Origin of the sequence: Ornithinibacillus gellani (assembly GCF_003730295.1) — a bacterium.
GTDB lineage: Bacteria > Bacillota > Bacilli > Bacillales > Amphibacillaceae > Ornithinibacillus_A > Ornithinibacillus_A gellani.
This window is the reverse complement of sequence record NZ_QTSZ01000004.1, coordinates 70,397-95,007: the sequence shown is the minus strand read 5'-3', so window position 1 is coordinate 95,007 and position 24,611 is coordinate 70,397. Positions and strand designations below refer to the sequence as shown.

26 protein-coding genes are annotated in these 24,611 nt (G+C 38.1%); 11 read left to right on the top strand and 15 right to left on the bottom strand.

Annotation, left to right across the window (positions count from 1 at the left end; genetic code table 11):
* The first annotated feature begins 59 nt into the window (after nt 1–59).
* Nucleotides 60–1,238, top strand: coding sequence for a M20 metallopeptidase family protein (locus DX933_RS00470; RefSeq protein ID WP_123314515.1), 1,179 nt, complete (start codon nt 60–62; stop codon nt 1,236–1,238).
* Nucleotides 1,239–1,287: 49 nt separating this feature from the next.
* Here the strand turns inward: DX933_RS00470 and DX933_RS00465 are convergent, their stop codons facing one another.
* Nucleotides 1,288–2,502: an ABC transporter permease gene (locus tag DX933_RS00465; RefSeq protein ID WP_123314514.1), complete on the bottom strand. Its 1,215-nt coding sequence runs from the start codon at nt 2,500–2,502 to the stop codon at nt 1,288–1,290.
* Entirely contained in the window at nt 2,495–3,238 is a 744-nt protein-coding gene (locus DX933_RS00460; protein WP_123314513.1) for an ABC transporter ATP-binding protein, read from the bottom strand. The genes DX933_RS00465 and DX933_RS00460 overlap by 8 nt, the downstream gene beginning before the upstream one ends.
* Before the next feature lie 519 nt (nt 3,239–3,757).
* Here DX933_RS00460 and DX933_RS00455 point away from each other — a divergent pair.
* From DX933_RS00455 to DX933_RS00445, 3 genes are all read left to right on the top strand, one after another.
* The gene (locus DX933_RS00455; protein ID WP_123314512.1) at nt 3,758–4,186 is read left to right on the top strand and encodes an HIT family protein; all 429 of its coding nucleotides are present in this window, start codon (nt 3,758–3,760) and stop codon (nt 4,184–4,186) included.
* 154 nt (nt 4,187–4,340) lie between these two features.
* On the top strand, nt 4,341–4,862 hold the full coding sequence (locus DX933_RS00450; RefSeq protein WP_123314511.1) for a tryptophan transporter: 522 nt from the start codon (nt 4,341–4,343) through the stop codon (nt 4,860–4,862).
* Nucleotides 4,863–5,133: 271 nt separating this feature from the next.
* Entirely contained in the window at nt 5,134–5,493 is a 360-nt protein-coding gene (locus DX933_RS00445; protein WP_123314510.1) for a YtxH domain-containing protein, read from the top strand.
* Between the two features lie 246 nt (nt 5,494–5,739).
* On the opposite strand, the gene DX933_RS00440 is transcribed toward DX933_RS00445, so the two are convergent.
* From DX933_RS00440 to DX933_RS00430, 3 genes are all read right to left on the bottom strand, one after another.
* Nucleotides 5,740–6,630, bottom strand: coding sequence for a glycine betaine ABC transporter substrate-binding protein (locus DX933_RS00440; RefSeq protein WP_123314509.1), 891 nt, complete (start codon nt 6,628–6,630; stop codon nt 5,740–5,742).
* A gap of 65 nt (nt 6,631–6,695) precedes the next feature.
* The gene (locus DX933_RS00435; RefSeq protein ID WP_123314508.1) at nt 6,696–7,553 is read right to left on the bottom strand and encodes an ABC transporter permease; all 858 of its coding nucleotides are present in this window, start codon (nt 7,551–7,553) and stop codon (nt 6,696–6,698) included.
* Nucleotides 7,546–8,745 (bottom strand): quaternary amine ABC transporter ATP-binding protein, encoded by a 1,200-nt coding sequence (locus DX933_RS00430; RefSeq protein ID WP_123314507.1) that lies wholly within the window; start codon nt 8,743–8,745, stop codon nt 7,546–7,548. Before DX933_RS00430 ends, DX933_RS00435 begins: the two co-directional genes overlap by 8 nt.
* 315 nt (nt 8,746–9,060) lie before the next feature.
* On the opposite strand from DX933_RS00430, the gene DX933_RS00425 reads away from it, so the two are divergent.
* Nucleotides 9,061–9,543 (top strand): GbsR/MarR family transcriptional regulator, encoded by a 483-nt coding sequence (locus DX933_RS00425; protein ID WP_123314506.1) that lies wholly within the window; start codon nt 9,061–9,063, stop codon nt 9,541–9,543.
* A gap of 93 nt (nt 9,544–9,636) precedes the next feature.
* On the opposite strand, the gene DX933_RS00420 is transcribed toward DX933_RS00425, so the two are convergent.
* Nucleotides 9,637–9,987 (bottom strand): DUF1878 family protein, encoded by a 351-nt coding sequence (locus DX933_RS00420; RefSeq protein WP_123314505.1) that lies wholly within the window; start codon nt 9,985–9,987, stop codon nt 9,637–9,639.
* A 232-nt stretch (nt 9,988–10,219) separates the two neighbouring features.
* Between DX933_RS00420 and DX933_RS00415 the strand changes: the two genes are divergently transcribed.
* The 3 genes from DX933_RS00415 (at nt 10,220) to DX933_RS00405 (ending at nt 12,449) form a co-directional block, all read left to right on the top strand.
* Nucleotides 10,220–10,762 carry a DUF3267 domain-containing protein gene (locus DX933_RS00415; RefSeq protein ID WP_123314504.1) on the top strand — a complete coding sequence of 181 codons (543 nt, stop codon included), beginning with the start codon at nt 10,220–10,222 and terminating at the stop codon, nt 10,760–10,762.
* A gap of 492 nt (nt 10,763–11,254) precedes the next feature.
* Nucleotides 11,255–11,440, top strand: a complete 186-nt coding sequence (locus DX933_RS00410) for a hypothetical protein (RefSeq protein ID WP_123314503.1) — start codon at nt 11,255–11,257, stop codon at nt 11,438–11,440.
* A 103-nt stretch (nt 11,441–11,543) separates the two neighbouring features.
* Complete coding sequence (locus DX933_RS00405; RefSeq protein ID WP_123314502.1) at nt 11,544–12,449, top strand: peptidylprolyl isomerase; 906 nt, start codon at nt 11,544–11,546, stop codon at nt 12,447–12,449.
* 103 nt (nt 12,450–12,552) lie between these two features.
* Here DX933_RS00405 and DX933_RS00400 read toward each other — a convergent pair whose 3' ends face one another.
* The 5 genes from DX933_RS00400 to DX933_RS00380 form a co-directional block, all read right to left on the bottom strand.
* A complete protein-coding gene (locus DX933_RS00400; RefSeq protein WP_123314501.1) occupies nt 12,553–12,753 on the bottom strand; it encodes a sporulation YhaL family protein in 201 nt (66 codons plus the stop codon).
* A 110-nt stretch (nt 12,754–12,863) separates the two neighbouring features.
* Complete coding sequence (gene yhaM, locus DX933_RS00395) at nt 12,864–13,808, bottom strand: 3'-5' exoribonuclease YhaM (RefSeq protein WP_123314500.1); 945 nt, start codon at nt 13,806–13,808, stop codon at nt 12,864–12,866.
* 53 nt (nt 13,809–13,861) lie between these two features.
* Complete coding sequence (locus tag DX933_RS00390; RefSeq protein ID WP_123314499.1) at nt 13,862–14,410, bottom strand: GbsR/MarR family transcriptional regulator; 549 nt, start codon at nt 14,408–14,410, stop codon at nt 13,862–13,864.
* A gap of 35 nt (nt 14,411–14,445) precedes the next feature.
* Nucleotides 14,446–17,436 carry an ATP-binding protein gene (locus DX933_RS00385; RefSeq protein ID WP_123314498.1) on the bottom strand — a complete coding sequence of 997 codons (2,991 nt, stop codon included), beginning with the start codon at nt 17,434–17,436 and terminating at the stop codon, nt 14,446–14,448.
* 16 nt (nt 17,437–17,452) lie between these two features.
* A complete protein-coding gene (locus DX933_RS00380) occupies nt 17,453–18,676 on the bottom strand; it encodes a metallophosphoesterase family protein (RefSeq protein ID WP_123314497.1) in 1,224 nt (407 codons plus the stop codon).
* Between the two features lie 271 nt (nt 18,677–18,947).
* Between DX933_RS00380 and DX933_RS00375 the strand changes: the two genes are divergently transcribed.
* Nucleotides 18,948–19,133, top strand: a complete 186-nt coding sequence (locus DX933_RS00375) for a YhzD family protein (RefSeq protein ID WP_123314496.1) — start codon at nt 18,948–18,950, stop codon at nt 19,131–19,133.
* Nucleotides 19,134–19,202: 69 nt separating this feature from the next.
* Here DX933_RS00375 and DX933_RS00370 read toward each other — a convergent pair whose 3' ends face one another.
* Nucleotides 19,203–19,976 (bottom strand): enoyl-CoA hydratase, encoded by a 774-nt coding sequence (locus DX933_RS00370; protein ID WP_263363154.1) that lies wholly within the window; start codon nt 19,974–19,976, stop codon nt 19,203–19,205.
* 154 nt (nt 19,977–20,130) lie between these two features.
* Nucleotides 20,131–20,499, bottom strand: a complete 369-nt coding sequence (locus DX933_RS00365; protein WP_123314495.1) for a YlbF family regulator — start codon at nt 20,497–20,499, stop codon at nt 20,131–20,133.
* A gap of 147 nt (nt 20,500–20,646) precedes the next feature.
* On the opposite strand from DX933_RS00365, the gene DX933_RS00360 reads away from it, so the two are divergent.
* Nucleotides 20,647–21,522, top strand: coding sequence for a PucR family transcriptional regulator (locus DX933_RS00360; RefSeq protein ID WP_123314494.1), 876 nt, complete (start codon nt 20,647–20,649; stop codon nt 21,520–21,522).
* 122 nt (nt 21,523–21,644) lie between these two features.
* Complete coding sequence (locus DX933_RS00355; RefSeq protein ID WP_123314493.1) at nt 21,645–22,742, top strand: ABC transporter ATP-binding protein; 1,098 nt, start codon at nt 21,645–21,647, stop codon at nt 22,740–22,742.
* Between the two features lie 100 nt (nt 22,743–22,842).
* Here DX933_RS00355 and DX933_RS00350 read toward each other — a convergent pair whose 3' ends face one another.
* Together DX933_RS00350 and fumC are read right to left on the bottom strand one after the other, a co-directional pair.
* Nucleotides 22,843–23,049: an alpha/beta-type small acid-soluble spore protein gene (locus DX933_RS00350; RefSeq protein ID WP_123314492.1), complete on the bottom strand. Its 207-nt coding sequence runs from the start codon at nt 23,047–23,049 to the stop codon at nt 22,843–22,845.
* Between the two features lie 141 nt (nt 23,050–23,190).
* The gene (fumC, locus tag DX933_RS00345) at nt 23,191–24,579 is read right to left on the bottom strand and encodes a class II fumarate hydratase (protein ID WP_123314491.1); all 1,389 of its coding nucleotides are present in this window, start codon (nt 24,577–24,579) and stop codon (nt 23,191–23,193) included.
* Between the last annotated feature and the right edge of the window lie 32 nt (nt 24,580–24,611).

Sequence of the window (24,611 nt, the reverse complement as noted above, 5' to 3'; positions counted from 1 at the left end):
ATGCATTTCTTCCACATTTACATGCTATAATGATAGAAAATCAAAAGGGGGAATCCTATTTGTTACACGAAATCCACCATTCTATTGATGCGCACGCAGAGGAAATGGTTGCTATTCGGCGGTATTTGCATCAGCACCCAGAGCTCTCTTTCCAGGAAACCGAAACTGCAAAGTACATTTGTGCATTTTATGATAAACTCGGCATCCCTTACATAAAAGATGTTGGCGGTAATGGTGTTGTAGCTACTTTAAAAGGTGCCAAGCCTGGTAAAACGGTTGCACTCCGGGCTGATTTTGATGCACTGCCTATTCATGATGAAAAAGATGTTCCATATCGCTCAACTGTTGACGGTGTTATGCATGCTTGCGGTCATGACGGTCACACAGCTACCTTATTGACTCTTGCGAAAGTGATGCAGACTTTTCAACAAGAATTAAGTGGAACGATTCTCTTTTTACATCAGCATGCAGAAGAATATGCTCCTGGTGGTGCAAAGCCAATGATTGAAGCAGGAGCTATTGAAGAAGTAGATTATGTATTTGGTACACATCTATGGTCGACTGTCCCACTCGGTGTTCTCCAAACATCCGAATCGATTTTAATGGCTGGTGCAGATCGATTCGAAATAACCATCCAAGGCCAAGGTGGGCATGGCGCATATCCACATGAAACAAAGGATGCTCTTGTAATTGGCAGTCAGCTTGTTCAGGCACTCCAACAAATTATTGCAAGACGTATCGATCCGATGCAGACAGCAGTAATTACTGTCGGAAAATTTGAATCCGGGAATGCTTTTAATATTATAGCTGACAAAGCAAAACTTACCGGAACAGTCCGTTATTTAGAACCTCAAGTACAAACACAAATTATGAAAGAAATGAAAGCAGTCGCAGAAGGAATTTGCCAAGCCAATCAAGTAACCTGCGACTTCCAATATGAAACAGGCTATCCGCCATTAAAAAACCATAAAAAAGAAGCAGAACTTGTACTTGAAGCAAGTAAACAAGTGACTCAAATTAAAACAGCAGAAAAAATAATTCCCGTGATGGGTGCAGAGGATTTCGCCTATTACATGATGGAAAAACCAGGCGCATTCTTTTTTACAGGAGCACAAAAGAATGATAGCTTATATCCACATCATCATCCGAAATTTGATTTTGATGAACGGGCAATGCCAATTGCTGCCAAGCTTTTAATCGGAGCATACTTTACAATTAACCCCATCACTGTCCCCTAACCAATGAAAAAATCCGTGGCAATCGGAAAGATGCCACGGATTTTTATAGTTATGAAACAAGCCGACGTTTACCGTAACCTTGAATAAATATATAGCTAAACAACAGACCAGCAACCAGCACCATTGCAGCAGCTATCATATACATGCCCAACAGAAGTATGATGACGTATATAATCGTTTGTATGACAGCAAGCTGCATCAGCCATTTTAGTAACGCCTTTTGTCTAATGCTTGTATCAACAGGATAAATATCTATCCACATGATTGTCCGATGATGTTGAAATAAGGCCATCATTTGGAAAATACTCATGTAAAGGAACAAGACAGCAAATGCTAATTTCATCCAATCTGAAGGTACAAAGAAGATAAATAAACCACCGATGATCAGTAACCGCACATACATTCCGAAATAATCCCCGCTTCGAACAAAAGTAATTCTGTATAAATAATCATATGTGAATCGTTTTTCAAATGGGACCCGGTTGACCAGGTTTACTAACCAGTGTCGTTTCTTCACTGGATTCTTCAAATGTGGTACATCTGTAAACATATTGGCAAGACGATAAAATGCCTGCATACGATTGCGGTCTTTCTCAACAAGTAATTCCCATGCTAAACCCGCTTGCTTATTGGAAATATGACGATCATACAGAAATATCCCCATAAACATAAGGGTAATGATAGCGGCAAGTAGCATGTGACCTTCGATTAGAAAATAGAATATCGCTATATTTAAAATAAATCGAACAAGTCCATCGATTCGACGTGTACGACCATCTTGAATCTTTAGCATCCACCAATTCGTTAGCAAGTTCCAGATTTTAAATATAAGCAACACAATTATGGTAAGTAAATAAGCGCGACCAGAGCGCTCAGCAAATCCAGCAAAGTATAGTGGACCTAAGGCAGCGGCCGCAAGCAATAAAATATACAGCTGGACAATAAAGCTATACATAATCGCATTACGAAAATAAGCACCCATTTTTTTCTCCGCAGCAATTAGAAAAACCAAATCCGGCTCTTTTAATAACGTTTGAACAGGACTGTAGCTTGCCACACCGCCAAACACAACAGCAACAAGGAATGCGACGGGGAAATTCTCAGGCAACTCTGCCAGCCATTGCTGATAATAATAGGCCAATGCCGAAATAAAGAAGAACATGGCAACAGCAATATGCCCATTAAAAATATAACGTAAATAACGACTTGTTTCCTTCAGATGTTCACCCAATCGCCTTTTAAAAAAAGTGTGCGCATTAAACATGATGATCTTCCTTTGTCAGCTGCACGTATAAATCATCAAGTGCAGCATGTGGCATACCAAACTGGTTACGTAGTTCCTCCAATGTTCCTAATGCTCGTATTTTACCATCATGGAGAATAACAAAACGATCACAGTACCGCTCAGCTGTTGCCAAAATGTGGGTAGACATCAATACGCCTGAACCTTGCTGCTTCATATGATCCATTAATTGCAAATAGGACTGAATACCAAGTGGATCCAATCCAACAAATGGTTCGTCAACAATATATAAAGGTGGTTCAATTAAAAAGGCACACATAATCATCACCTTTTGACGCATCCCTTTTGAAAAATGGGTTGGAAACCACTTTAATCTATTTTCCATGCGGAATTCTTTTAGCAATGGCTGCAGTCTTTTTTCAAATACATCCTCCGGCACATCATAAGCCATTGCTGTTAAACGTAGATGCTCATATAATGTTAACTCATCATATAAAATAGGCATTTCTGGTATATATGCCATTTCATTTCTGTAGTTGGCTGGATTGTCCCGAAATGTTTTGCCGTTGACACTAATACTGCCTTTTTTCGGTTGCATCAATCCAATAATATGCTTAATGGTTGTACTTTTACCCGCTCCATTTAAGCCGATTAAACCTACAATTTCCTTCGGGTGTACATCAAAAGAAATGCCATGTAGTACATTTTTATGTGTATAGCCTCCGATTAAATTTTCTATATGCAACAATGGTTTCAACACTTTCGCCCCCAAGAATTTCACTTGTATCAAATTTTATCATTATCATACAGGAAAGCCAACTTCCATAAGCCCTACATTTTAAATGATGTGTATATTTTTTAAAATGCTGCAGAAGATAAGTCATGAAGAAAGCAGGATGTCTCACCACAGTAAATGCGTGCAAAACGCTAAATGAGGTGTTCGCGATGGGCAAAGAAGTTGCGACTGAAATATGCGTATTCCACACATGGATGGGGTGTTTCCAATCGATAATCTAATGCACTAAGAAACCCTTTTAGCAGCTCATATCCCAGCGCCACGGGATGTTGCTGAAATGGTTTTTGTAAAAACAGCTGACTAAACATCACTGCATTTTACAAGTCCCCAACATTGGATTTCATTTACATCCTCTTTCTTCTTAAGGCAGACTGCTCCTCGTGGGCAGTCTGTTTCCTTTTGCATACAACGTATTTTGCATATACAATAATACGTATAGACACTAGCGATAAGCTAAAAAATGGAGTAGGAGATGATGTCGTGAAACATGAAGATTGTATTTTCTGCAAAATAATTGATGGGGAAATCCCTTCTGCCAAGGTGTATGAAGATGACCATGTATATGCATTCCTTGATATAAGCCAAGTTACAAAAGGGCATACACTGATTATTCCTAAAACACATACCAAAAACATTTATGAAACACCAGCAGCAGTTGCAAGTGAATTATTTGCACGTGTTCCAGCAATTTCTAACGCTATTAAAAAGACCTATAAACCAATTGGTATGAATCTGCTTAATAACAACGAAGCACCTGCAGATCAATCTGTTTTCCATCTTCATATTCACCTTATTCCTCGATATGGAGAAAATGATGGTTATTCCTCTAATTGGATTACCCATGGAGATGACTATACCTCGGATGATTTGCAACAAATTGCTAAAGACATAAGCAACGCAATCGAATGAAAAAATGAACTGAAAATGAATACTTCTCATTATGGTGAACGTCTGTTATAATTACAATACGTTTCCGCAGCTGACGATGAGCGTACAGTTGGGAGGCAATTGGAAGCTTACCCTTCCATACAGTAGAGATTAGTGGAGAAGAGGAGAGTTAAAAATGAATACAAGAATTTTAGTCGTATTGTCACTTTTAGTTGGCATTGGAGCGGTGCTTCATACTGTCGTTCCACCTGTCTTATTTGGGATGAAGCCAGATATGCTATTGGCAATGATGTTTTTGGGGATTCTATTATTTCCACAATTAAAATATGTCATCATCCTATCCATTACAACAGGCGTCATTTCTGCTTTAACAACTGGTGTACCGGGCGGGCAGATTTCAAATCTTATTGATAAGCCAGTAACAGCACTTTTATTCCTTGGTTTGGTATTATTACTAAAGGATCGTGTAAATGGTCATATTGCTGCACCTGTGTTAACAGCAATTGGAACATTTATTAGTGGTACTATATTTTTAAGTGTTGCATTATTCCTAATTGGATTATTAGATGGTTCTTTTCTAGCGCTCTTTACCGGCATCGTATTACCTGCCGCTGCAGCGAATACGATTATTATTGCAATTGTTTATCCGGTAGCCCAGCGTATGGCAAAGCGTACCCGTCTGCAAGTAGCATCTTAAATCAAAAGTGCAACCGTCTGTTCAAGTTTAAGTTACCACAACTTGGGTCTATCCATTCAATTTAAATACTTGGGTCTGCCCCATGCTTTACATGATTAACATTTCTTATGCTATCAGCTACCTGCCCTTCATCATTAGTTTGAAGGGCAGTTTTTTGTATAATGGGTTAATTAATATACTATCTTAGTGAAAACGTTTATAATGGAAATATACCCATCAGCAATACATGAAATTTGTTTTGTTGAAGATTTTTGAAAGGGGCGAATAAGATATGACAAAAGGGAAATCCCTTATTCTAGGAATTGTGGTAGGAAGTGCTGTAGGCGCGGCAACAGCATTATTGTCTGCACCAACATCAGGTAAGGATCTCAGAAGCCGTGTGAATATACAAAATCTAGAATGGAAGACACTAATCGAAAACCTAAAATTAGATGGATTACGCTTAAAAAAGCAATTGGCAGAAACCTCCAAAGAAGGAGCCACCTTAATTAAGGAATTGACTTCAGAAATGAAACACTCCGTTGAAGAATGGAAACGCACGGTTGAACCACATCAAGAAAATATTTATGAATATTTAGCTCAAATTGAGTCCAGTTTAAAAGACCTCGAAGATAAAGTTAAAAACCATTAATCAAAAATAGACACCCGTCGTCATTCCTACGAAACGGGTGTCTATTTTTTAATCCAGACAAACACAATTGTTTGACTTCTTCCCACTGTTGTTGCTATTCCTCGCATCAAACACAGTGAAACTTCAATCAATGGTAGGTTTACGGCCAGTTAATCTGTGATAAAACCAAATCCAAAACGTATATTTTTCTAAGTCAAAAAAAGTAAATCGCCTCATTCATAAGGCGATTTACTTTAAATTGTTTTCTTATTTTGCTTCCAGATCTTCAATGGAGTCAATATCCATATAAGATGGTACAACAAGGCCAATTTTTGCACCTTCTAAGTTTGGACCTAAGTCTACCAACTTGTCTTTATATTCTTCATATAGTTCACCATGTGTACCTGGTAGCCATGCTGCCACCATTCCATCAGCTTCACCATTTGCAACAGCTTGCCACATGACCGCATTATCAAGTGGGGTAATGGTTACTTCATAGCCAATGCTTTCCAAAGCAAGCTTCACAACATTTGTAGAAGCAATTTCTGTATCCCATTCTACATATGCCAATTCAATTTCGTCACCATTGCCTTCTTCTGCACCATCTGTCCATTCAGCAACAGCATCTTCATTCTCGTCCACCCAAGCCTGTGCTGCTTCTGCTGGATCTGTACCATTTTGAATCTCTAGCATGACAGATTCGATATCATCTGATTCCCAAGCAAACTGATCCAAAACAGTATATGCTCCTGGTGCTTCTGTTTCTAAGCCTTCACGCACCATCGTTCCAATTGTTTCTTCTTCACCAAATACGCCTTTTGGATCATCTAAATATTTCAAGTCATATTTGGAGAATTTCCAATGCGGAGACCAACCAGTTACAATAATTGGTTCTTCATTTGAGATGGCTTCACCTAAAGCTGTTGCCATTGCACCACTGGAAGAAGCTTGTACCTCCCAGCCGTCAAGACCATATTCATCGAGCGCTTTTTCAGATGCTTGGAACACTCCTGCACCTGGCTCAATTCCAGTAATTTTATAATCTACATCTTTACTTACACTGTCACTGCCACCTTCATCAGAACCACAGCCCGCAGCTGCTAGCGTTAGTGACAAACCAGCGATTAAACCTAGACGCTTCCAATTTAATTTCATCATATTGAAAGAAACTCCCCTTTTTATTTATTTGCTATATATGGAACTTTTCTAATGAAAAGATGCCATCAAGATGCTTTTTTCTTATTCATGCTTTGTGTAAAACGGTCAATGACAATCGCCAAGATAACGATACCTAGACCTGCAACAAAGCCTGATCCTACCTCTGCACGCTGTAGTGCAGATAATACTTCTCTTCCCAAACCTTTTGCACCAATCATGGAAGCGATAACTACCATAGAAAGTGCAAGCATCACAGTTTGGTTAATACCAGCCATAATGGTTGCTTTAGCCATTGGCAGTTCAACTTTAAACAATTTCTGTGCCCCTGTGCTACCAAACGCTTCCGAGGCTTCTACCAGTTCCTTGGAAACCTGACGTATTCCCAAGTTGGTAAATCGAACAGTTGGCGGTGTTGCAAAGATAAAGGATGCAAACACTCCTGGAACCATACCGATTCCAAAGAAGGCAACTGCCGGAATTAAATATACGAACGCTGGCATCGTCTGCATAAAGTCTAAAACTGGCGTGATAATTGCCTCTGCAGTCTTACTTTTAGACATCATGATTCCAACTGGTACACCGACCAATATCGATAACAAGCTGGAGATGAGTACAAGGGTAAAGGTATAAATTAAATGATCCCATAGCCCCTGATTATAGATCAGCCATAATCCTACAATTGAAAATGCTGCTAAACCAAATCGTTTTCCCGAGATAAAGAAGGCAATTACTGCGACCACAAGAATAATAATGATCGGCGGTACAGACATGAGTATATCTGAAGATACCTCCATGAAATCTCCGAAATATTGCTTTATTGGTTTAAACAGAAAAGAAAATGTATCTGTTATCCATTCCGTTGTTGACTTTGTTGCTTCAGCAATCGGAATTTTAGGTGCGAAGTTCAATAGTTGATCAAGCATTGTCAAAGCTCACCTCGCCATCCTTTGCCAATCCAGCAATCACTGCTCCACGAACAATGATACCGTCAAGCCGATTTCCTTCCACTACTGCAACTGGAATCGGCGAGTCATAAATTATATTGAATATATCATTCATTGTTGTATCCTTCTCTACTCGTTGAATATCCGTTCTTAAAATGTCGCGTAAATCGCTGTTTTCTTTTTTAATTGCATCTAGTGCGTCATCAGCAGTTACATAACCTTGAAGATCCCTATTACCGTTCACAACCAAGATGCTTGAAAGTCCTTCTTCCCTCATTCGTTCTAAAGCAACACGTGGTCCATGACGATCAATATTAATCGTTTCAGGACGCTTCATAATATTTTGTGCCGTCAAAATTTTAGAGCGATCTACATCCTCAACAAATTTCTCAACATAGTCATTTGCTGGACTCACTAAAATTTCTTCCGGTGTTCCAATTTGTACGATAGAACCATCACGCATTAATGCTATTCGATCACCAAGTCGTAATGCTTCATCCAAATCATGCGTTATAAATAGAATTGTTTTCTTCATTTTTGCTTGTAGATCTATCAATTCATCTTGCATTTCCTTACGAATAAGTGGATCCAATGCAGAAAACGCCTCATCCATAAGCAGTACCTCTGGATCATTTGCAAGCGCCCTAGCTAAGCCAACACGCTGCTGCATACCACCAGATAATTGACTTGGTTTTTGATGGAGGTATCCTCCGAGCCCAACCATTTCCAGAGCTTCTTTAGCTCTTTTACTGCGCTCTTCCTTTGCTATATTTTGAATTTCCAAACCGAACTCTGCATTTTCAAGAATGGTTCGATGCGGAAATAATGCGAAACGTTGAAAAACCATGCCAAGTTTTTCTCTCCTTGTTTTTCGCAATGCTTTTTTATCCATGTTAGAAAGGTCTTCCCCATCAATAAGAATATTTCCTTCTGTTGGTTCTATCAGACGGTTAATTAACCGAATTAAAGTAGATTTACCACTTCCAGAAAGTCCCATGATGACAAATATTTCGCCTGCTTCTACTGAAAATGAAGCCCGGCTTACCCCAACTGTACATCCTGTTTCTTTCAATATTTCACTTTTAGTAGAGCCCTCATCCAGTAACTGTTTTGCCTGTTTTATTTGCTTACCGAATATTTTTGAAAGCTCCTTTACTTCAATTAATGGCATGTCTTCACCCCTCTTTAACTTCTATATCTGTTCTTCTCATGTCCACGAGCAAATGCATATCATGAGTTGTATGCTGTGTTGCTGCTTAACGAACAAATTTACTTACTTTACAACTATAACTATCCGTGGACAACATTACAAACTGTATATACCATTGATTTTGTATATAATTTACGTACAGTTTAAACTGTACACATTTTAAGCGATGTTTTCTTTTATTTTCGTGGATTTCCTTCCAAATACTTAGCAAAACCCCATTTCCATCTCTAAAGTATTTAGTGTAACCTTGATATAGCAACGTTTTAGGAGGATTTCATGTTTGAGCATACTGGTGAATACATCAAAAACGATATGATCATTGAATTTTCAAAGACACTTGAGATGTTTGATTTAAATCAGTCAGAAGCTCGTTTGTTTGCTTTTATGTACTTATCAAACAAGCCATTAACTTTAGATGATATGAGTGAAGCATTAGGGAAGAGTAAAACATCCATGAGCACAAGTGCGCGCAGTCTAACAGAATTAAAGCTCATTTCCCCTGTTTGGAAAAAAGGAGTCAGAAAGGATTTATATCAAGCGAATCCACAGCTTTTTAAAATTTTTATGATGACTTATATTGATAAATGGGTCGATGCATCGAAAAGTCAGAAGGAAGGTTTAGAAAAAATAAAGAGACAAATTCATGAACAGGAAGCACTCCCCAATATGGAAGATCGATTGGAAGAAGTCATTGAATTTCACCGTCAAATTGAACAGTTCTTTGCATGCATGAAACAGGAACATTCTTCATTAAAATAATAAAGTGAAACTTCAATCAGTGAGAGTCTTACAGCCAGTTAATCTCTGATAAAAAAACATGGCTGGATGCGCATTGCTATGAGAGCAAGTGCTTTACATCGAGCCATGTTTATAAAAATAAGTTTGTTCTTTATCCATAACCTTCATAAATTCTGTCATCAATTCCGGAAAATACCCTTCCCGCTTCAAAGCTTGAATCGTCTCTGTCGGCTCCAGTTTTTCGTGAAGCATACCAGCAAAATGTACAAGTAAAGAGGAAAAGTTAAGAAGTCCTTCTTCTTTTTGCTGTTCGTATTTCCTTTCAATTTCATGTAGCAAATGGAACAGTTCTTCATATTCTTCATGTGTTAATTCTTTTTCAATCACCATTTGAATGAATGGAAATTGTTCTATATCTATTATTTTTAGCAATAGTTGTATATGAAAGGTCGTTGTATCCCCCAAGACTAATCCCCCCTACGTGTATATCATACCATAAATAGCATATTAATTTATCCGCAAGAATGGGCTCAAAGCGATTATTTTTCATATTCAAATAGATTCATTTCTTCCATATATAAACCAATAAAAAAAGAATATATTTTTTATAAAAAAAGTATTGCTTTTTTAGTTCAAACATACTATCATTCTTTAAGTATTCCATTTGAACTACTGTAATATGGAGGGAATCACTACCATGAATTGCTGGAAATCCTACAACCTGAACAAAGAATTTGGCATCAATCGAATCATTATTATGTCAGCCTTTGTTGCATTGGCATCCTTCATACTACTGTATGTGCCAATCTCAACGTTTCACGGTACACAAAACGCAAAAGATACTGGAATATATTTTTTTATTATAGCAATCATTTTTTTATTTCCAATGCACACGTTTATGCATATGCTGCCACTCATCATTCTAAAAAAGAGTGTAAAACCAGCCATTTTAAATCATAGCAAGCTGCCGTTATTTACCTATTATGCAAATGAACCGCTTGCCAAAAATATTTCTTTATTCGTAACACTAGCACCGACAATCTGCATCACATTGCCTTTACTCGCTGCAAGTATCATACTAGCTGATTATTATGTGTATGTATTGCTCATTGCGGCACTGCATATTGGAATTACCTACACCGATTTCCTATATGTAGCCCAAATTTATAAAGCGCCAAAACAAGCATATGTAGAAAATGATGTAGATGGTTTTGATATACTCATTAAAAATGCTGACTAAAGATCCGATTCATTATCGGATCTTTTTTATTTTATGGGTTAATTGCCCACAAATTTCCCACAGATTAACTGGCTGTAAGACCCCCACCTCAAGCATTTTTGTTGATAACGAGAATTGTAAGGGGGGGATCAACAGCCAGTAAAGGCCTGATTGGTTCAACTAACAATCAGTGGGGAAAGGACGAAAACCCCCACTGATTGAAGTTTCACTTTATCACAGATTAACTGGCTGTAAGACCCCCACCTCAAGCGTTTTTGTTGATAACGAGAATTGTAAGGGGGGGATCAACAGCCAGTAAAGGCCTGATTGGTTCAACTAACAATCAGTGGGGAAAGGACAAAAACCCCCACTGATTGAAGTTTCACTTTATCAAAAAATGAATCCATTAACTGAGTGAAAATGTCTGTTCAGATTGGAAATAGTTTGGTACAGTATTAGATATGGTGTTTGGCATGCTATAGAAAGAGAGGTTTGGGTAACAGGGGGGCTTTTATGAACATTGTTTTCATTGTTTATGCATTGCTGATTTTGTATATTTTTAATTCCATGACCCAGCGATATTGTGATAAGTTGGACATGAATCAAGCAAAGCAGGCAAGGGTATTTCGGGTTACTAATATTATGATTCTAATTTTATTGGTATCCTCATATGTGAAGGTATTAAATATCAGTGGGTAGGCTAGGCTAAAATTATAGCGGAAACTACTGTATGAAATACTTGAAAATATGGTATATTTAATTTTGGAAATATAAAAGCAACTAGAAAATGGGAGTGTAATGAATGAAAAAATTAGTTATTGCAATGACTGTAGCATCCGGATTACTCGTTCTTGGGGCTTGTTCCTCTGATAAGGGTGATTCAGAAGCAGTAGTAGAAACGAAAGCAGGAAATGTAACGAAAGAAGAATTTTACAATGTATTAAAAGATCGATACGGTGAAGCTGTATTGAAAGAGCTTACTACAATTAAAGTTCTTAGCGATAAATACGAAGTCTCTGACAAAGAAATAGACGCAGAAGTCAAAAATTTCAAGGACCAGCTTGGGGAAAACTTCGAAATGTGGTTGATGCAAAACGGTATCAAGGATGAAGATGCGCTACGTGAAGCATTAGAGCTAAGTCTACTTCAAGAAAAGGCAGCTTCAGAAGATATGGACATTTCCGAAGATGAAATAAAGCAGCGTTATGAGAACATGAAGGTTGAAATCGAAGCGGAGCACATTCTAGTTGAGGACGAAGAAACTGCAAAAGAAGTAAAAGAAAAAGTTGATAAAGGTGAAGATTTTGCAAAGCTAGCGAAAAAATATTCCAAAGATGAAGGAACAGCAGAAGACGGTGGAAAACTTGGTTTCTTCTCTGTTGGAAAGATGCTTCCAGAATTTGAAGAAGCAGCGTATGGTATGAAAGTAGGCGACATTAGTGAACCAGTAAAAACACAATATGGCTTCCATATTATTAAAGTAACGGACAGACGTGATGTGGAAGAAGATATCGGTTCATTCGAGGACAATAAGGATCAGATTCGTCGTCAAATTGCTAACGAAAAATTAGACGTTGCTAAAGCACAAGAGAAAATCGATAAAATGATGAAAGATGCTAAAATTGACGTTAAAATCAAAGAATACAAAGATATATTCAAAGAGGAAGAAGAAGCAGACAAAGAGGCTGACGAAGATACGAAAGGCTAATATCGTAAACAGTGCAGGGATGATAGCGAATATCCTTGCACTGTTTTTTTTCTTCCATTTTGGAAATAGGCTGGATGCTACCTTCTCCTGAGACATTAGCTTATCAACTTGAGGCATGGTATTCCTTTTGCTCTTTACGATTTTCCCGCTCTTGCTCCATTCTTTCTACATAGATTCTTCCTTCCCTTTCAATAAACTGATCCTCTAACTTACGTTCAGCCTGCATCGCCCGATAAGCCATGTACCCACATAAGAAAATAAGTAAAACGAGCATGAACACCCACCACGGTATTCCAATAATCATGGTAATCCCTCCTTGTCCGAGTTCCTACCAAAAGTATATGAATCACTTTAACGTAAAATAACTAAAAAAATGGACTGGTATTCCTACCAGACCATTTTCATTCACTTCGATTATTTTTCAAAAGTTGGTTTATAAAAGGAGCGATTATCCATTGCAAAAATTCGTTCACTGAATTCACCAGGTTTTACCTTCTCTAATGCACGATTCAGTGTGTTCATTTTTGCATCGATTAGATCGATCATATGAAGCATCTCTGCTTCAAGGACAAGAGGTGGAGTAGGACTCCCCCACTCCGGTTTACCATGGTGACTAAGGACAAGATGCTGTAAAACAAGCACTTCTTCTCCCTCTATTTGCAATTCATCCGCCATATGACCAATCTCTTCAACCATCATAGGTATATGACCAAGCAGTTTTCCTTCTATCGTGTAGGTTGTTGACACAACACCTGATAGTTCCTTGATCTTTCCAATATCATGTAAAATAATTCCAGCATATAATAAATCTTTATTCAACTGTGGATATAATAACTGCAGCTGCTTTGCTATAGCAAGCATACTAACAATATGATGTGCCAATCCAGATGCATATGCATGGTGGTTTTTAGCAGCCGCTGGATAGCTTAGTAGCTCATCTTGGTATTTTTTTATAAATGCCCTCACGATTCGCTGCAGTGCTGGATTTTCCATTTCGAAAATAGCTTCTGTTAGTTTTTCCTGTAAGATTTCTTTCTCAACAGGAGCCTTTTCAACAAACTGAGAAACTTGTACACCATCTGTCGGTTGCGCTGGGCGTATAGAAGAAATTCGCATTTGCGCCCTGCCACGAAATTGATTGATATCCCCTGTTATACGAATAATCTGTTCCGAAACAAATAAAGCTTCATCTTCCTTTGTTACATCCCAGAGCTTTGCTTCAATCTCTCCGGTTGCATCACATAAAATGAGCGTTAAAAATGGTTTCCCATTACTTGCTGTTCCTCGAATCGAATCCTTAATAAGTACAAACCCTTCAAAAGCATCACCGATTTGATGGTGCCCAATACTATGATTCATCATACTTCCCCCTTTTGGTTACTGCTATCCATTTTCATTCGCAGTACGCCTTTTTAATCTTCCTTTGGGATTAATTCAAATATCTTACCAGATTCTATCGTATGAATAAATTTCATCAGCCAAGTATAATAATTTTTTGCGTAATGCAAACGAGAGATATCATTTTCAATCTTTTGTTTTAAAGTTTCATCTGATGCTGAAGCGGATATCTTTGTTAATTCATGAATAGCCTCTTCGGCTTCTTCAATATTCGTTTCCGTATAATGACGCCAACGATTTCCAAATAATGACGTAAAAGATTTATACCAATCCTCTTCTGATTGGTATAGGTCCTTTCGAATTCCCTTTTTAAAAGTAGATTCTGCCATTTTCATATCCATCAAGGTTCTTACACCTGTAGACATGCTTGTTTTGCTCATCTCTAATGCATCACGCATTTGATCTAAGGTCATCGGCTCATCTGAGAAATACAAAACGCCATACAATCTTCCAATAGAAGATGTAAGACCATATAAATTCATATTTTTGGCAATGGCCTGAATGAAGTGATCGATAATTTCCTCATATGTTTCCCAATCTTTTGATTGTTCTTTCCCAGGCAATGAAAACCCCTCCGTTTGCTCTAACAATATAATTGCTAAGCATGTTTACTAAACCTATCATGGTGTTTAGGAGATAATAAAGCTAGCTTTACTCCCTCAACTGTTTGTAATACATCTTTTCTGCATGTGAAATAAATGACCTGCTGGCTATGGGCAATGGTTTCCAATATATCCAACATTCGCTCTGTACGTAATGAATCAAAATGTACAAATGCATCATCTATCATAAATGGCAGGGAATTGTTTTGGCTCACCATCTCACTCCCTGCTAAACGCAAAGACACATACAGCTGGTCAATCGTTCCCTGTGACAATTCATTCACAGTATACCGTATTTCATCTTTCGCTTCTACCTGAAAAGGTGTTCCTTCCATCGGAGGTATTACTTTGATGTATTTACCGTCTGTTAATTGACAAAAGAAAGCTGTCGTTCGAGCAATGACTTGCTCTACATGCTTGGATTGATAGCTTCTTTTAGTCTCTGCCAATACTTCTTTCGCCGTTTTCAGCACTGCCCATTCCCGTCCAAGCTGCTGGAGTTTTTCTATTTCCATCTGATACTGATGATTCATACGTGATAAATCTTCAGATGCTTCCAGTTTTGATAATTCGGCATGTATGTCTGCCAGCTGTTGACGTTTGCTATTGAGTTGTTCCTCCAATTCAGTTAGCAGTTTACTTTTCTCGTCGTATGCTTGTTCAATTTCAGAGGAAGTTGGCTGTTGATTTAATAATTCCCGCCATTGCTGTTTGGTAAATAAATGGGCGGTTTGCTGAATTATTTTGTTTATCCCGTTATGCATATGTTGCCATTCTTGCAGTTGATTCGCTTTATGGTAAAAGTCATCCTCTGTGTCTGCCCCTGCCAATTCCCACAAAACTTGCATTTCGTTTTCAATAGCTTGTCTTTGATGCGTAACTTCCTTTAGCCCTTCTTCATTTGATGAAAATGATTTCTCCAAGCTTTGGTATGCCATTTCTTTTTCCGCATATTTCTTTGCAAAGGTTGTTATCTGTTCCAGCTGATTTACTGTTGATACATGATTCCATTCCCAGTTCAGCTGTTCAAAAAACCTGTCTAAATCATGTTCAAATTTTTGTTGTTCTGTTTTCAGTCGATTCAAATTGTCCGTTTGTTTTATTTTCTCTCGATATAGCTGTTGTAAATCTCTTAGCTTCGGATACAGTTCCGGCCAATAAACCGGTTCCATCTGATCCAAAAAAGGAAACGCCGCTCTCTCTGTCTCAAGCAGCTGTTGATGACGATGCATTTTTTGTTGCCATGCCGAATTTTTCTCATCCAACTGAATAGACTGTATATCGATTTTCTTTTGCTGTTCCTTCAAAGACTGGAGCTGATACACCTGTAAATCATGCGTTTCCAGCATGCTTTCCAATTTGTTTTTTTCTTCATCAGTCAAGATGGTTTCCGGCTTTACATTTGTGGTTATGGCTGTCCATTCTTGATCCATTCGGTTAATGGCACGATTCTCAAACAACCATTGTCCTACACCCAACAATAAGATAATCCACCCCATATTCTTTACAATGTCTTGCTGTTGAAGCAATCCATATGCCAAAAAAACGATTGCTAAACCAATACCAGCACTTAAAAAGCGTAAAGCTTTTGTCTTGCCGGCACGTTTCTTTTTTTCCCAGTCATGTTTTTTTTGCTGTACTTCTATTTGTGCATTTAAATCATATTGTGCAGCTTCATTTTGCTTTAACTTCGTCTGCATTTCCCTGCGGTCAGCAGGCTGTAATAATTCTTCATCCACTGACATGATTTCCTGATGCACATGATTTTCTTGCTGCTGTAATTGCTGCCCTTCCAGCTGCAGTTGATCGTGTTCGACTCGTAATTGTTCGTCATTTGTTTTGAAAGCTTTCCATTCCTGTTCTATATGAAATGGAAGATGCAATTGTTCAAAATCCAGATCATTAGTGCTCATATTTAATTCCTGTTGACCCATATTAATTCGGGTTAACAATTTGTTTAATTTCTCAGCTTCCTCAGCAATTCTCTCTTCCCGTTCATGATAGGTTTGACCTCGCTCCATGAATTGGATTGCAGTCTGATAAACAGCTTCATCATTGGACAGGCTCTCCTTCAATTCCTTAAGCTTGGCAGCCTGTTGATCATGTGTTTCCTTTCGTAGTACGACATGACTATTCATTGTAATCCATTTATTTTTCAGGGCCTGATGCCGCTCCAGACCATTTTCAGGAAAAGGAACCTCACCAGGAAGGTGCTGCAACTGTTCCTCATACTGCTTATATTCATAAAGCTGAGGCAATACTTGTTTCTGGCGCTCCAGTTCAGATAGATATTTACGATATGTTACCAGCTCTTCCTGAAGCATTTGAATATCCTGTTTCAGCTGTCTCATGCTATCTACTTCTTCATTATAAGATGCTTCCAGCGCTTGTTGTTCTATCCGAGATCCATATAAATCATCCAACTTGGCTAACTGTTTATTGATGGTTGGCAGTTTTCCGTATGGCTTAAATAACGCTTCCATTTTCTGTTGCAGTTGCTTTTCTGCGATGTTAATTTGTGTTGAACCAGTCATCCCTATACTTAAGAGCAAATCTCCTAAATCTTCTTCTTTCATATCGCGAATGGTTGCAAGATCAACTGCAGAAAACGAGTGAATGGAACGATACATTTCTAACGTCATGCCATTCAAAAGCTGATTTAACCATGTTTCATGATAGGTTGATCCCTTCTCGTCCCGACATAAAGCTGCACCGTTTCTTTCTCCGTCCATTCTTTCAATAACTATTTCACCTTTGTCTTTATGCCAAATGGTTAACCTTCCGCCCATTTTACTGCTCGTTTTCGGTCGGAAAAACTTTCTTTGCTTTGGCGGCATTCCAAAGAGCATAAATAAAATAAATTGCTGAAGTGTAGATTTTCCAGATTCATTTTCTCCATAAAAACACAGAAAATGATTTCCAGTAAAATCAAATTCCTGATCAATCCATTGGCCAAACCCATAAATAAATGCTTTTTGGAGTTTCATCCAGCCACCTCCCAGGTTAACTTTTTAACAGTGCGTGCAGCAGCATTTCTTGTGCCTCTTGTTTAACTACTTCTATTTCGTCCATATCCAATGATTCTAAATATCTGCTTGCTTGTCTATGTCGATAAAGCTCATTTATATTTTGTTCAACAGAAAAATACTCCATTGTTCTAGCTAATTCTCCGATAAAATGATCCCCTTTTTCCAATGATGCTATGGATTGTTTTTTTGTCGATAGGGATAGCCGATAAATATACTTCCAATGATGGTGACGATGGATCAACCTTTCATTAATTAATTCGATAAGCTCCTCAAGCTGATTATCTTGCTTCCATTCTTCAGCACTTGCAGCATTACATGTCAAAGTCACATCAATTAAATAAGGTGTATCATCGGTAAGCTTGGCAATCATTTCATTTAGTTGATTTTCCACATCAAAAATATGTACACATTCCAATCCATTTATTTCTAATTTCGAAAACTGTATCGACTGTAATGGAATAAAGGATAATTTGGCTTCATGTTCTGAAAGCTGTACATAATAACATCCTTTTTCACCAGTTTCGTTGCGATGTCTGCCCTGAACATTTCCCGGATAAACAACTGGTGGCTCCTGTTTCAATACATTTCGTTGATGTATGTGACCTAGAGCCCAATAATCAAAGGGCTTGCTGGTCAATTCGCTTAGCTGAAATGGTGCATAAACATCATGCTCTGTATTACTTTGCAAGCTGCCATGTAACATCGCTATATGAAATGGGATATCATCTCGCGTAATAAGATACTCATTCGTTTTATTTTCAGTTACTGCGCGTTGTTCATAGCTAAAGCCATAAATAGCTGCTGTTTCTTTATCATCTTTAGAATAAATATAGGAACGAACCTGTTCGGTAGGAAAAACATGAACATTTGATGGAAATGATACCGGCAGCTTCGTCCCTGTCACATAATCATGATTGCCAAATGAAAGATAAACATCAATATGATGCTGTTTTAATATCTTAAACCCATCCCGCAAATGAATTTGTGCCTTCAAGCTTCTACTTTCTTGATCAAAAATGTCGCCCGCTAATAGCACAAAATCGACTCGATAATCAATCGCTGCACGAACCAATCGGTCAAATGCTTGAAATGTACTATTCTGTACCGTATCAAATAACTGCTCTGGTAAGTCAGATAGCCCCTTAAAAGGACTATCCAAATGTAAATCCGCTGCATGGATAAAGGAAATACGAGACATCCATCCACCTCCATCTTATTCCTTCTATTATACCAAAAACAAAACACGAATGCACGTTCGCTCAGCGGAGAAATCAATCAATATTGAGGTTTTTAAACGAAAATATCTCCACCTGTTTCATCATAAAATAAACGATGATAACAGGAAATTTTAATCACTGGTGGCCTAAATAGAAGCGGATAGAAGTTTTCCTTCTATCCATAAATGCGCTATAATTTAAATGATTAAGAAAATATGAGGAAAATTGTATACCGATTAGGAGGTACATAAAATGAAATCCTATGCATTAACCGTGTTTGAAAAAAGTGGTGAAAAACTTCTCGACGAAACATTTCATGCACCAAGTGATGAGGAAGCAAAAAATATTGCCTCTGCACGTTTACAGGAAGAAGGATTTAGTGATCACACCCATCGTTGTGTATCACCCGAAGCAAAATTAATCCTATTTCACAGATAAATATAATATAGCAAAATGCTCTATTAGCAGTAAACGACTTGAACCCTAGATTCAAGTCGTTTTCATTATTTATTCCCCTTTAAAGACAGGTTTTCGTTTAGCTAAAAATGCACGAACTCCTTCTTGATGATCTGCTGTACCGCGAAGGTTCCACTGGGCTTTCTTCTCTGATTCAAGAAAATATTGAAGCTCGGAAAGTTTTTGCTGATGATATATGTGCTTCGTTTCCAGCATGGAGACAAGTGGCGAATGTAGTAATCTATCGGCCAGTTGATTTGCAGCCTCTTTTACAGGCTGATCTGTGCATACATCAACTAGTCCCATTTGTTTAGCTTCCAATCCTTTCACCTGTTCCATACTCCAGATAAATTGCTTAGATTGTTGTACTCCCAATCTTTCCTTCAACCAAAAATGTCCACCACCATCTGGGGCTAATCCTACACCAAGGAAAAGCATGCCAAATCGGGCCGCTTCTTCAGCAATCACATAGTCAGCAGTCAATGCCAAACTCAGTCCAAGACCAGCTGCAGAACCATGCACCGCAGATATGACAATTTTGGGCATCATATAAAGTTTTTCCACAATTGCACCTATCGTATCCATCACCTGATCAAAAAATGATTGATCCGCAAAATCGGCCATCATTTGAATGTCACCGCCAGCACAGAAGGCATTTCCTGCGCCAGTTAAAAGCACTATTCGATCATCGCTTTGTTCCACCTGTTCTACCGCCTGTAATAATTCATCCAGCATTTTCAAATCAAGTGCATTATAACGATCTGGTCGATTCAAATGAATCTGAGCAATTTGTTTATTACTGGATAACTGAACCGTTTCCATCATCTGCTTCCCCCTTGTATAGATTGTTTATGTACATCTATCTACAACATTCGAGATACGTATACAAAATTCCTGCTTTTATTCTAAACAGGATAGTATCTAAAGCGATTTTCTTATTCCATAAAAAAAACGACAGCGCTGCTGCCGTTTTTTAAGATTAGTTAAATGGTTGATCCTTATCATCCACCATACCATATAATTCTTCTAATGATTTAGTGATGATGCGACTAACGTCGTTAATAACCAAGTGTAAACGTTGTTCTTGCTCCATCAACTTGGAAATATCAGGTTGTTGTTGAACAAGTTCAACGACTTTTCGAGCCTGGTCTAATTCTTCTTCAGTAATCTCTTCCCCTTGCATTTGCTTTTCCTGCAAAGCAAGCTGAGTATCACGAAAGCTTTCAAATAACTTCTTAGAAGATTCTTCCTTCATCACAGTCTCATAAGCTGCTTCCAGATTTTGAAACTCATCACTTTCACGAATTGCTTTTTCTAATTCATAGGCTTTATCATAAATATTGGACATCTTGCGTCCTCCCTTCTAGTGAAACTATAACAAACGTAAAGCATGATGTATACCAATTTAATGGGAGTGAATTGTCATATTGTTTAGTTTATATGGAATTCCTTGCTATAATATTGGAATAGACTTAAAAGAAAGAGGACGTTACCTATGCTGAAACAGCTAAAGACTTTATTTCCTTCTCTTTTACCAGAAGCAGAAATCAATCATGATGCCAAAGCAGACTATTGTTTATTTATTACTGCTAATAAAGCGGTCATCGGTATTCATAAACAAGAACTTCAAGAACGGGATATCCAATTATTATCGGCTTTCTTAGAGCCTTACAATGCTAATTTCCCCGTTCCAACTTCCAAAGAATTAAATTGGATGGAAAAAATTCAACAGGATAGCGAAGATATTGCAAAACGTCCATACCGTTTTGTCTATTTTTCAATCCCTGGAAAGGAAATTGAACCAACTACATTTAAAGAAGCTATTACAGAGGTATTCAAACAAGAGTTACCTATTATTTGGAATACCGCCCATGAGGGAATAATTATCGAAGAAATGTCAACAGAAAATGGAGAAGCTATTTCTTATAAACAAATTATCAACGTATTAATGAGTGATTTGTATGTAAAAATGAACTTCTTTGTTGGCCCCTTCCAATCGGGCTTCCGATACGTAACAAACCATTATAATCAAATCCTTGATAGTGGTAAACTGATTTTCACACATACGGACAAGAACGTTTTGACTTATGTTGAAGCTATTCCCCTTATGTATGTGAAACAAGCTACATCACAAATGAAAGACGATATTCGGACCAATATCTTAGGAGAGTTTGCACATGACCCAGATTTCTTAAAAACAATCAACATGCTATTTCAATGCAATTTGAATATATCTGAGACCGCAAAAAAATTATACCTGCATCGCAATACACTACAATATCGATTGGATAAGTTTTATGATCAGACTGGAACAGATATTAGAGACTTTCACCAAGCGATTACGGTCTTTTTGGCATTGTTGTCGAATTGATTCGTCACCGTGCACAAAACAAGGATAGAAACTTCATGCATTATTGCTATTTCCCTTAGATGGGAGCTCCGATATAATAAAATTAGTTATAAAAACGCTTGCAAAACACGGAGGGAAAACATATGGCAGAATTACGTTTAAACAACATTCAAAAAGTATTTGATAAAGATGTTATTGCAGTAAATGATTTCAACCTTCATATTGAAGATAAAGAATTTATCGTTTTTGTTGGACCGTCTGGTTGCGGTAAATCTACAACACTTCGTATGATTGCTGGTTTGGAAGAAATCTCAAGCGGAGAATTATACATCGACGAAACAAAAATGAACGATGTCGCTCCTAAAGACCGCGATATTGCGATGGTTTTCCAGAACTATGCGCTATATCCACATATGAATGTTTATGATAATATGGCATTCGGTTTGAAACTGCGTAAATTTAAAAAAGACGAAATCGACAAACGCGTTAAAAATGCTGCCAAGATTCTAGGCCTGGAAGCATATTTGGATAGAAAGCCAAAAGCTTTGTCAGGTGGTCAGCGTCAGCGTGTAGCATTGGGACGTGCGATTGTTCGTGATGCGAAAGTATTCTTAATGGACGAACCTCTGTCAAACCTTGATGCAAAACTACGTGTACAAATGCGTGCTGAAATATCTAAGCTACACCAACGTCTACAAACGACAACAATCTATGTAACACATGACCAAACAGAAGCAATGACGATGGCAACTCGCCTTGTTGTTATGAAGGATGGTATTATCCAACAGGTTGGTGCACCAAAGGATGTATACGATTATCCTGATAATATTTTTGTTGGTGGATTTATTGGATCACCTTCCATGAACTTCCTAACTGGTAAGTTGGAAGAAGGCTTCTTTACAATGGACGACATCAAAATCGCTGTGCCTGAAGGAAAAATGAAAGGACTGCGTGATCAAGGCTATATTGGCAAAGACATTGTGCTTGGTATTCGTCCTGAGGATATTCATGATGAGCCTGTGTTTATTGAGTCAACACCAGATACAAAAATCACTGCGTTAATCGAAGTTGCGGAATTAATGGGTGCGGAATCCTATCTATACTCAAAAGTGAACAACCAAGATTTCATCGCTCGTATTGATTCACGTACAGATGTTCATGGTGGCGAAAAGCTTGACCTTGCATTTAACATGAATAATGCACATTTCTTCGATGCTGAAACAGAAGAACGCATTAAATAATGTATTGACCCAAAAAGGAATGGTCTTCGGATCATTCTTTTTTTTGAATAATAAAAGAGGGAAAGCAATTAGCTCTCCCCCTTTAGCCATATATTATTTGTTATTGAGGATACTGCTGTCCATTCAACTGTGCCTGTGCAGTCGCAACAAGACGCTTTGTAATTTCTCCACCGACAGAACCGTTGGAGCGGGAAGTTGAGTCAGGGCCCAGGTGAACACCAAACTCCTGAGCAATTTCAGTTTTCATTTGATCTAGTGCCTGCTGTACACCAGGAACTAGCAATTGGTTAGAGTTGTTGTTAGCCATGTTTATCACCTCCTGTATCTATATTGTTCACATAAAAAAAGAACTTATCACAAATTCATAATGGTAAATTGTGCTTGAAATGCTATATTCTATAATGAAAACATCCACCCGTCATTTAACAGGTGGATGTTTTATCATTTCTTACGCTAATGGATGTGTCATTTCTTTTGGATTAACATATTTATCAAATTCTTCTGCTGTCAGTAATCCTAACTCAACAGCGGTGTCCTTTAAGGTAGCTTTGTTTTCAAAAGCAGTCTTAGCAATTTTTGCTGCATTTTCATAACCAATATGCGGATTTAGAGCTGTAACAAGCATGAGTGAATTTTTTAAATGCTTGTCAATCTGTTCCTGATTAGGTTCTATTCCAGTTGCACAACGCTCATTAAAAGAAAGCATACTATCTGCAAGCAAAGTACAAGATTGTAAAAAGTTATATGCCATCACTGGTTTAAATACATTTAATTCAAAATTACCTTGACTCGCTGCAAAACCAATTGTAGCATCATTTCCCATTACTTGTGCAACAACCATAGTCACTGCTTCACTTTGTGTTGGATTTACCTTCCCAGGCATAATAGAACTTCCTGGCTCATTGGCTGGAATCGTAATTTCACCAAGCCCTGAACGTGGTCCACTTGCTAACCAGCGGACATCATTCGCAATCTTCATCATATCTGCTGCTAATGCTTTTAGCGCACCATGCGCATATACTGTTTCATCATAGCTTGTTAAGGAATGAAATTTATTCGGCGCAGGAACAAAGCTTTTTCCTGTCGTCTCGCTAATAGCATGACATACTTTTTCGGAAAATGCTGGATGCGCATTCAGACCTGTCCCAACTGCTGTACCACCAATTGCCAGTTCTTTCAGATGCGCCGCACTTTCTTTCAGCATATGTTCTGATTTCTCGAGCATACGATGCCAACCACTAATTTCCTGTCCCAATGTAATCGGTGTCGCATCTTGTAAATGTGTTCTTCCGATTTTCACAACATCCATGAATGCCTCGGATTTTTCTTTCAATGTATTCTTTAAAACACCAACTGCAGGAATAACCACATTCTCCAGTTTTAACACTGCGGCAACATGCATGGCAGTTGGATATGTATCATTTGAACTTTGTGATTTATTGACATCATCATTCGGATGGAGCCTCAAGCTGCTACCCTTTTCCTCCAACCACTTATTTCCAACAAAGGCAATGACTTCGTTTACGTTCATATTGGATTGCGTTCCACTTCCCGTTTGCCATACAACGAGTGGAAAATGCTCTGTCAACTTCCCGTCTGCAATTTGATCTGCCGCATGGGCAATTGCTTCCGCTTTTTCTTCTTCAAGTAATCCTAAATCTGCATTTGCTTTTGCTGCACTTTTTTTCAATATGGCAAATGCCTGAATAATTTCAGCTGGCATTTTTTCTCCACCGATTGGAAAGTTTTGCTTACTTCTTTCTGTCTGTGCGCCCCAAAACTTATCGGCAGGTACATTTATTTCCCCTAGTGTGTCATGTTCTACACGATATTCCATCTGGACTTCCTCCCTTATTTAAACTCCATTAT

Coding starts and splice junctions, on each gene's coding strand:
- DX933_RS00450 (WP_123314511.1), top strand. CDS start 4,341: ATGAATACAAGAATTTTAGTCGTATTGTCACTTTTAGTTGGCATTGGA.
- DX933_RS00430 (WP_123314507.1), bottom strand. CDS start 8,745: ATGCCATTAATTGAAGTAAAGGAGCTTTCAAAAATATTCGGTAAGCAA.
- DX933_RS00400 (WP_123314501.1), bottom strand. CDS start 12,753: ATGATTATTGGAATACCGTGGTGGGTGTTCATGCTCGTTTTACTTATT.
- DX933_RS00465 (WP_123314514.1), bottom strand. CDS start 2,502: ATGTTTAATGCGCACACTTTTTTTAAAAGGCGATTGGGTGAACATCTG.
- DX933_RS00440 (WP_123314509.1), bottom strand. CDS start 6,630: ATGATGAAATTAAATTGGAAGCGTCTAGGTTTAATCGCTGGTTTGTCA.
- DX933_RS00360 (WP_123314494.1), top strand. CDS start 20,647: ATGCTGAAACAGCTAAAGACTTTATTTCCTTCTCTTTTACCAGAAGCA.
- DX933_RS00365 (WP_123314495.1), bottom strand. CDS start 20,499: ATGTCCAATATTTATGATAAAGCCTATGAATTAGAAAAAGCAATTCGT.
- DX933_RS00370 (WP_263363154.1), bottom strand. CDS start 19,976: ATGATGGAAACGGTTCAGTTATCCAGTAATAAACAAATTGCTCAGATT.
- DX933_RS00445 (WP_123314510.1), top strand. CDS start 5,134: ATGACAAAAGGGAAATCCCTTATTCTAGGAATTGTGGTAGGAAGTGCT.
- DX933_RS00435 (WP_123314508.1), bottom strand. CDS start 7,553: ATGCTTGATCAACTATTGAACTTCGCACCTAAAATTCCGATTGCTGAA.
- DX933_RS00385 (WP_123314498.1), bottom strand. CDS start 17,436: ATGAAACTCCAAAAAGCATTTATTTATGGGTTTGGCCAATGGATTGAT.
- yhaM (WP_123314500.1), bottom strand. CDS start 13,808: ATGAATCATAGTATTGGGCACCATCAAATCGGTGATGCTTTTGAAGGG.
- DX933_RS00405 (WP_123314502.1), top strand. CDS start 11,544: ATGAAAAAATTAGTTATTGCAATGACTGTAGCATCCGGATTACTCGTT.
- DX933_RS00425 (WP_123314506.1), top strand. CDS start 9,061: ATGTTTGAGCATACTGGTGAATACATCAAAAACGATATGATCATTGAA.
- DX933_RS00375 (WP_123314496.1), top strand. CDS start 18,948: ATGAAATCCTATGCATTAACCGTGTTTGAAAAAAGTGGTGAAAAACTT.
- DX933_RS00355 (WP_123314493.1), top strand. CDS start 21,645: ATGGCAGAATTACGTTTAAACAACATTCAAAAAGTATTTGATAAAGAT.
- DX933_RS00415 (WP_123314504.1), top strand. CDS start 10,220: ATGAATTGCTGGAAATCCTACAACCTGAACAAAGAATTTGGCATCAAT.
- DX933_RS00380 (WP_123314497.1), bottom strand. CDS start 18,676: ATGTCTCGTATTTCCTTTATCCATGCAGCGGATTTACATTTGGATAGT.
- DX933_RS00410 (WP_123314503.1), top strand. CDS start 11,255: ATGAACATTGTTTTCATTGTTTATGCATTGCTGATTTTGTATATTTTT.
- fumC (WP_123314491.1), bottom strand. CDS start 24,579: ATGGAATATCGTGTAGAACATGACACACTAGGGGAAATAAATGTACCT.
- DX933_RS00350 (WP_123314492.1), bottom strand. CDS start 23,049: ATGGCTAACAACAACTCTAACCAATTGCTAGTTCCTGGTGTACAGCAG.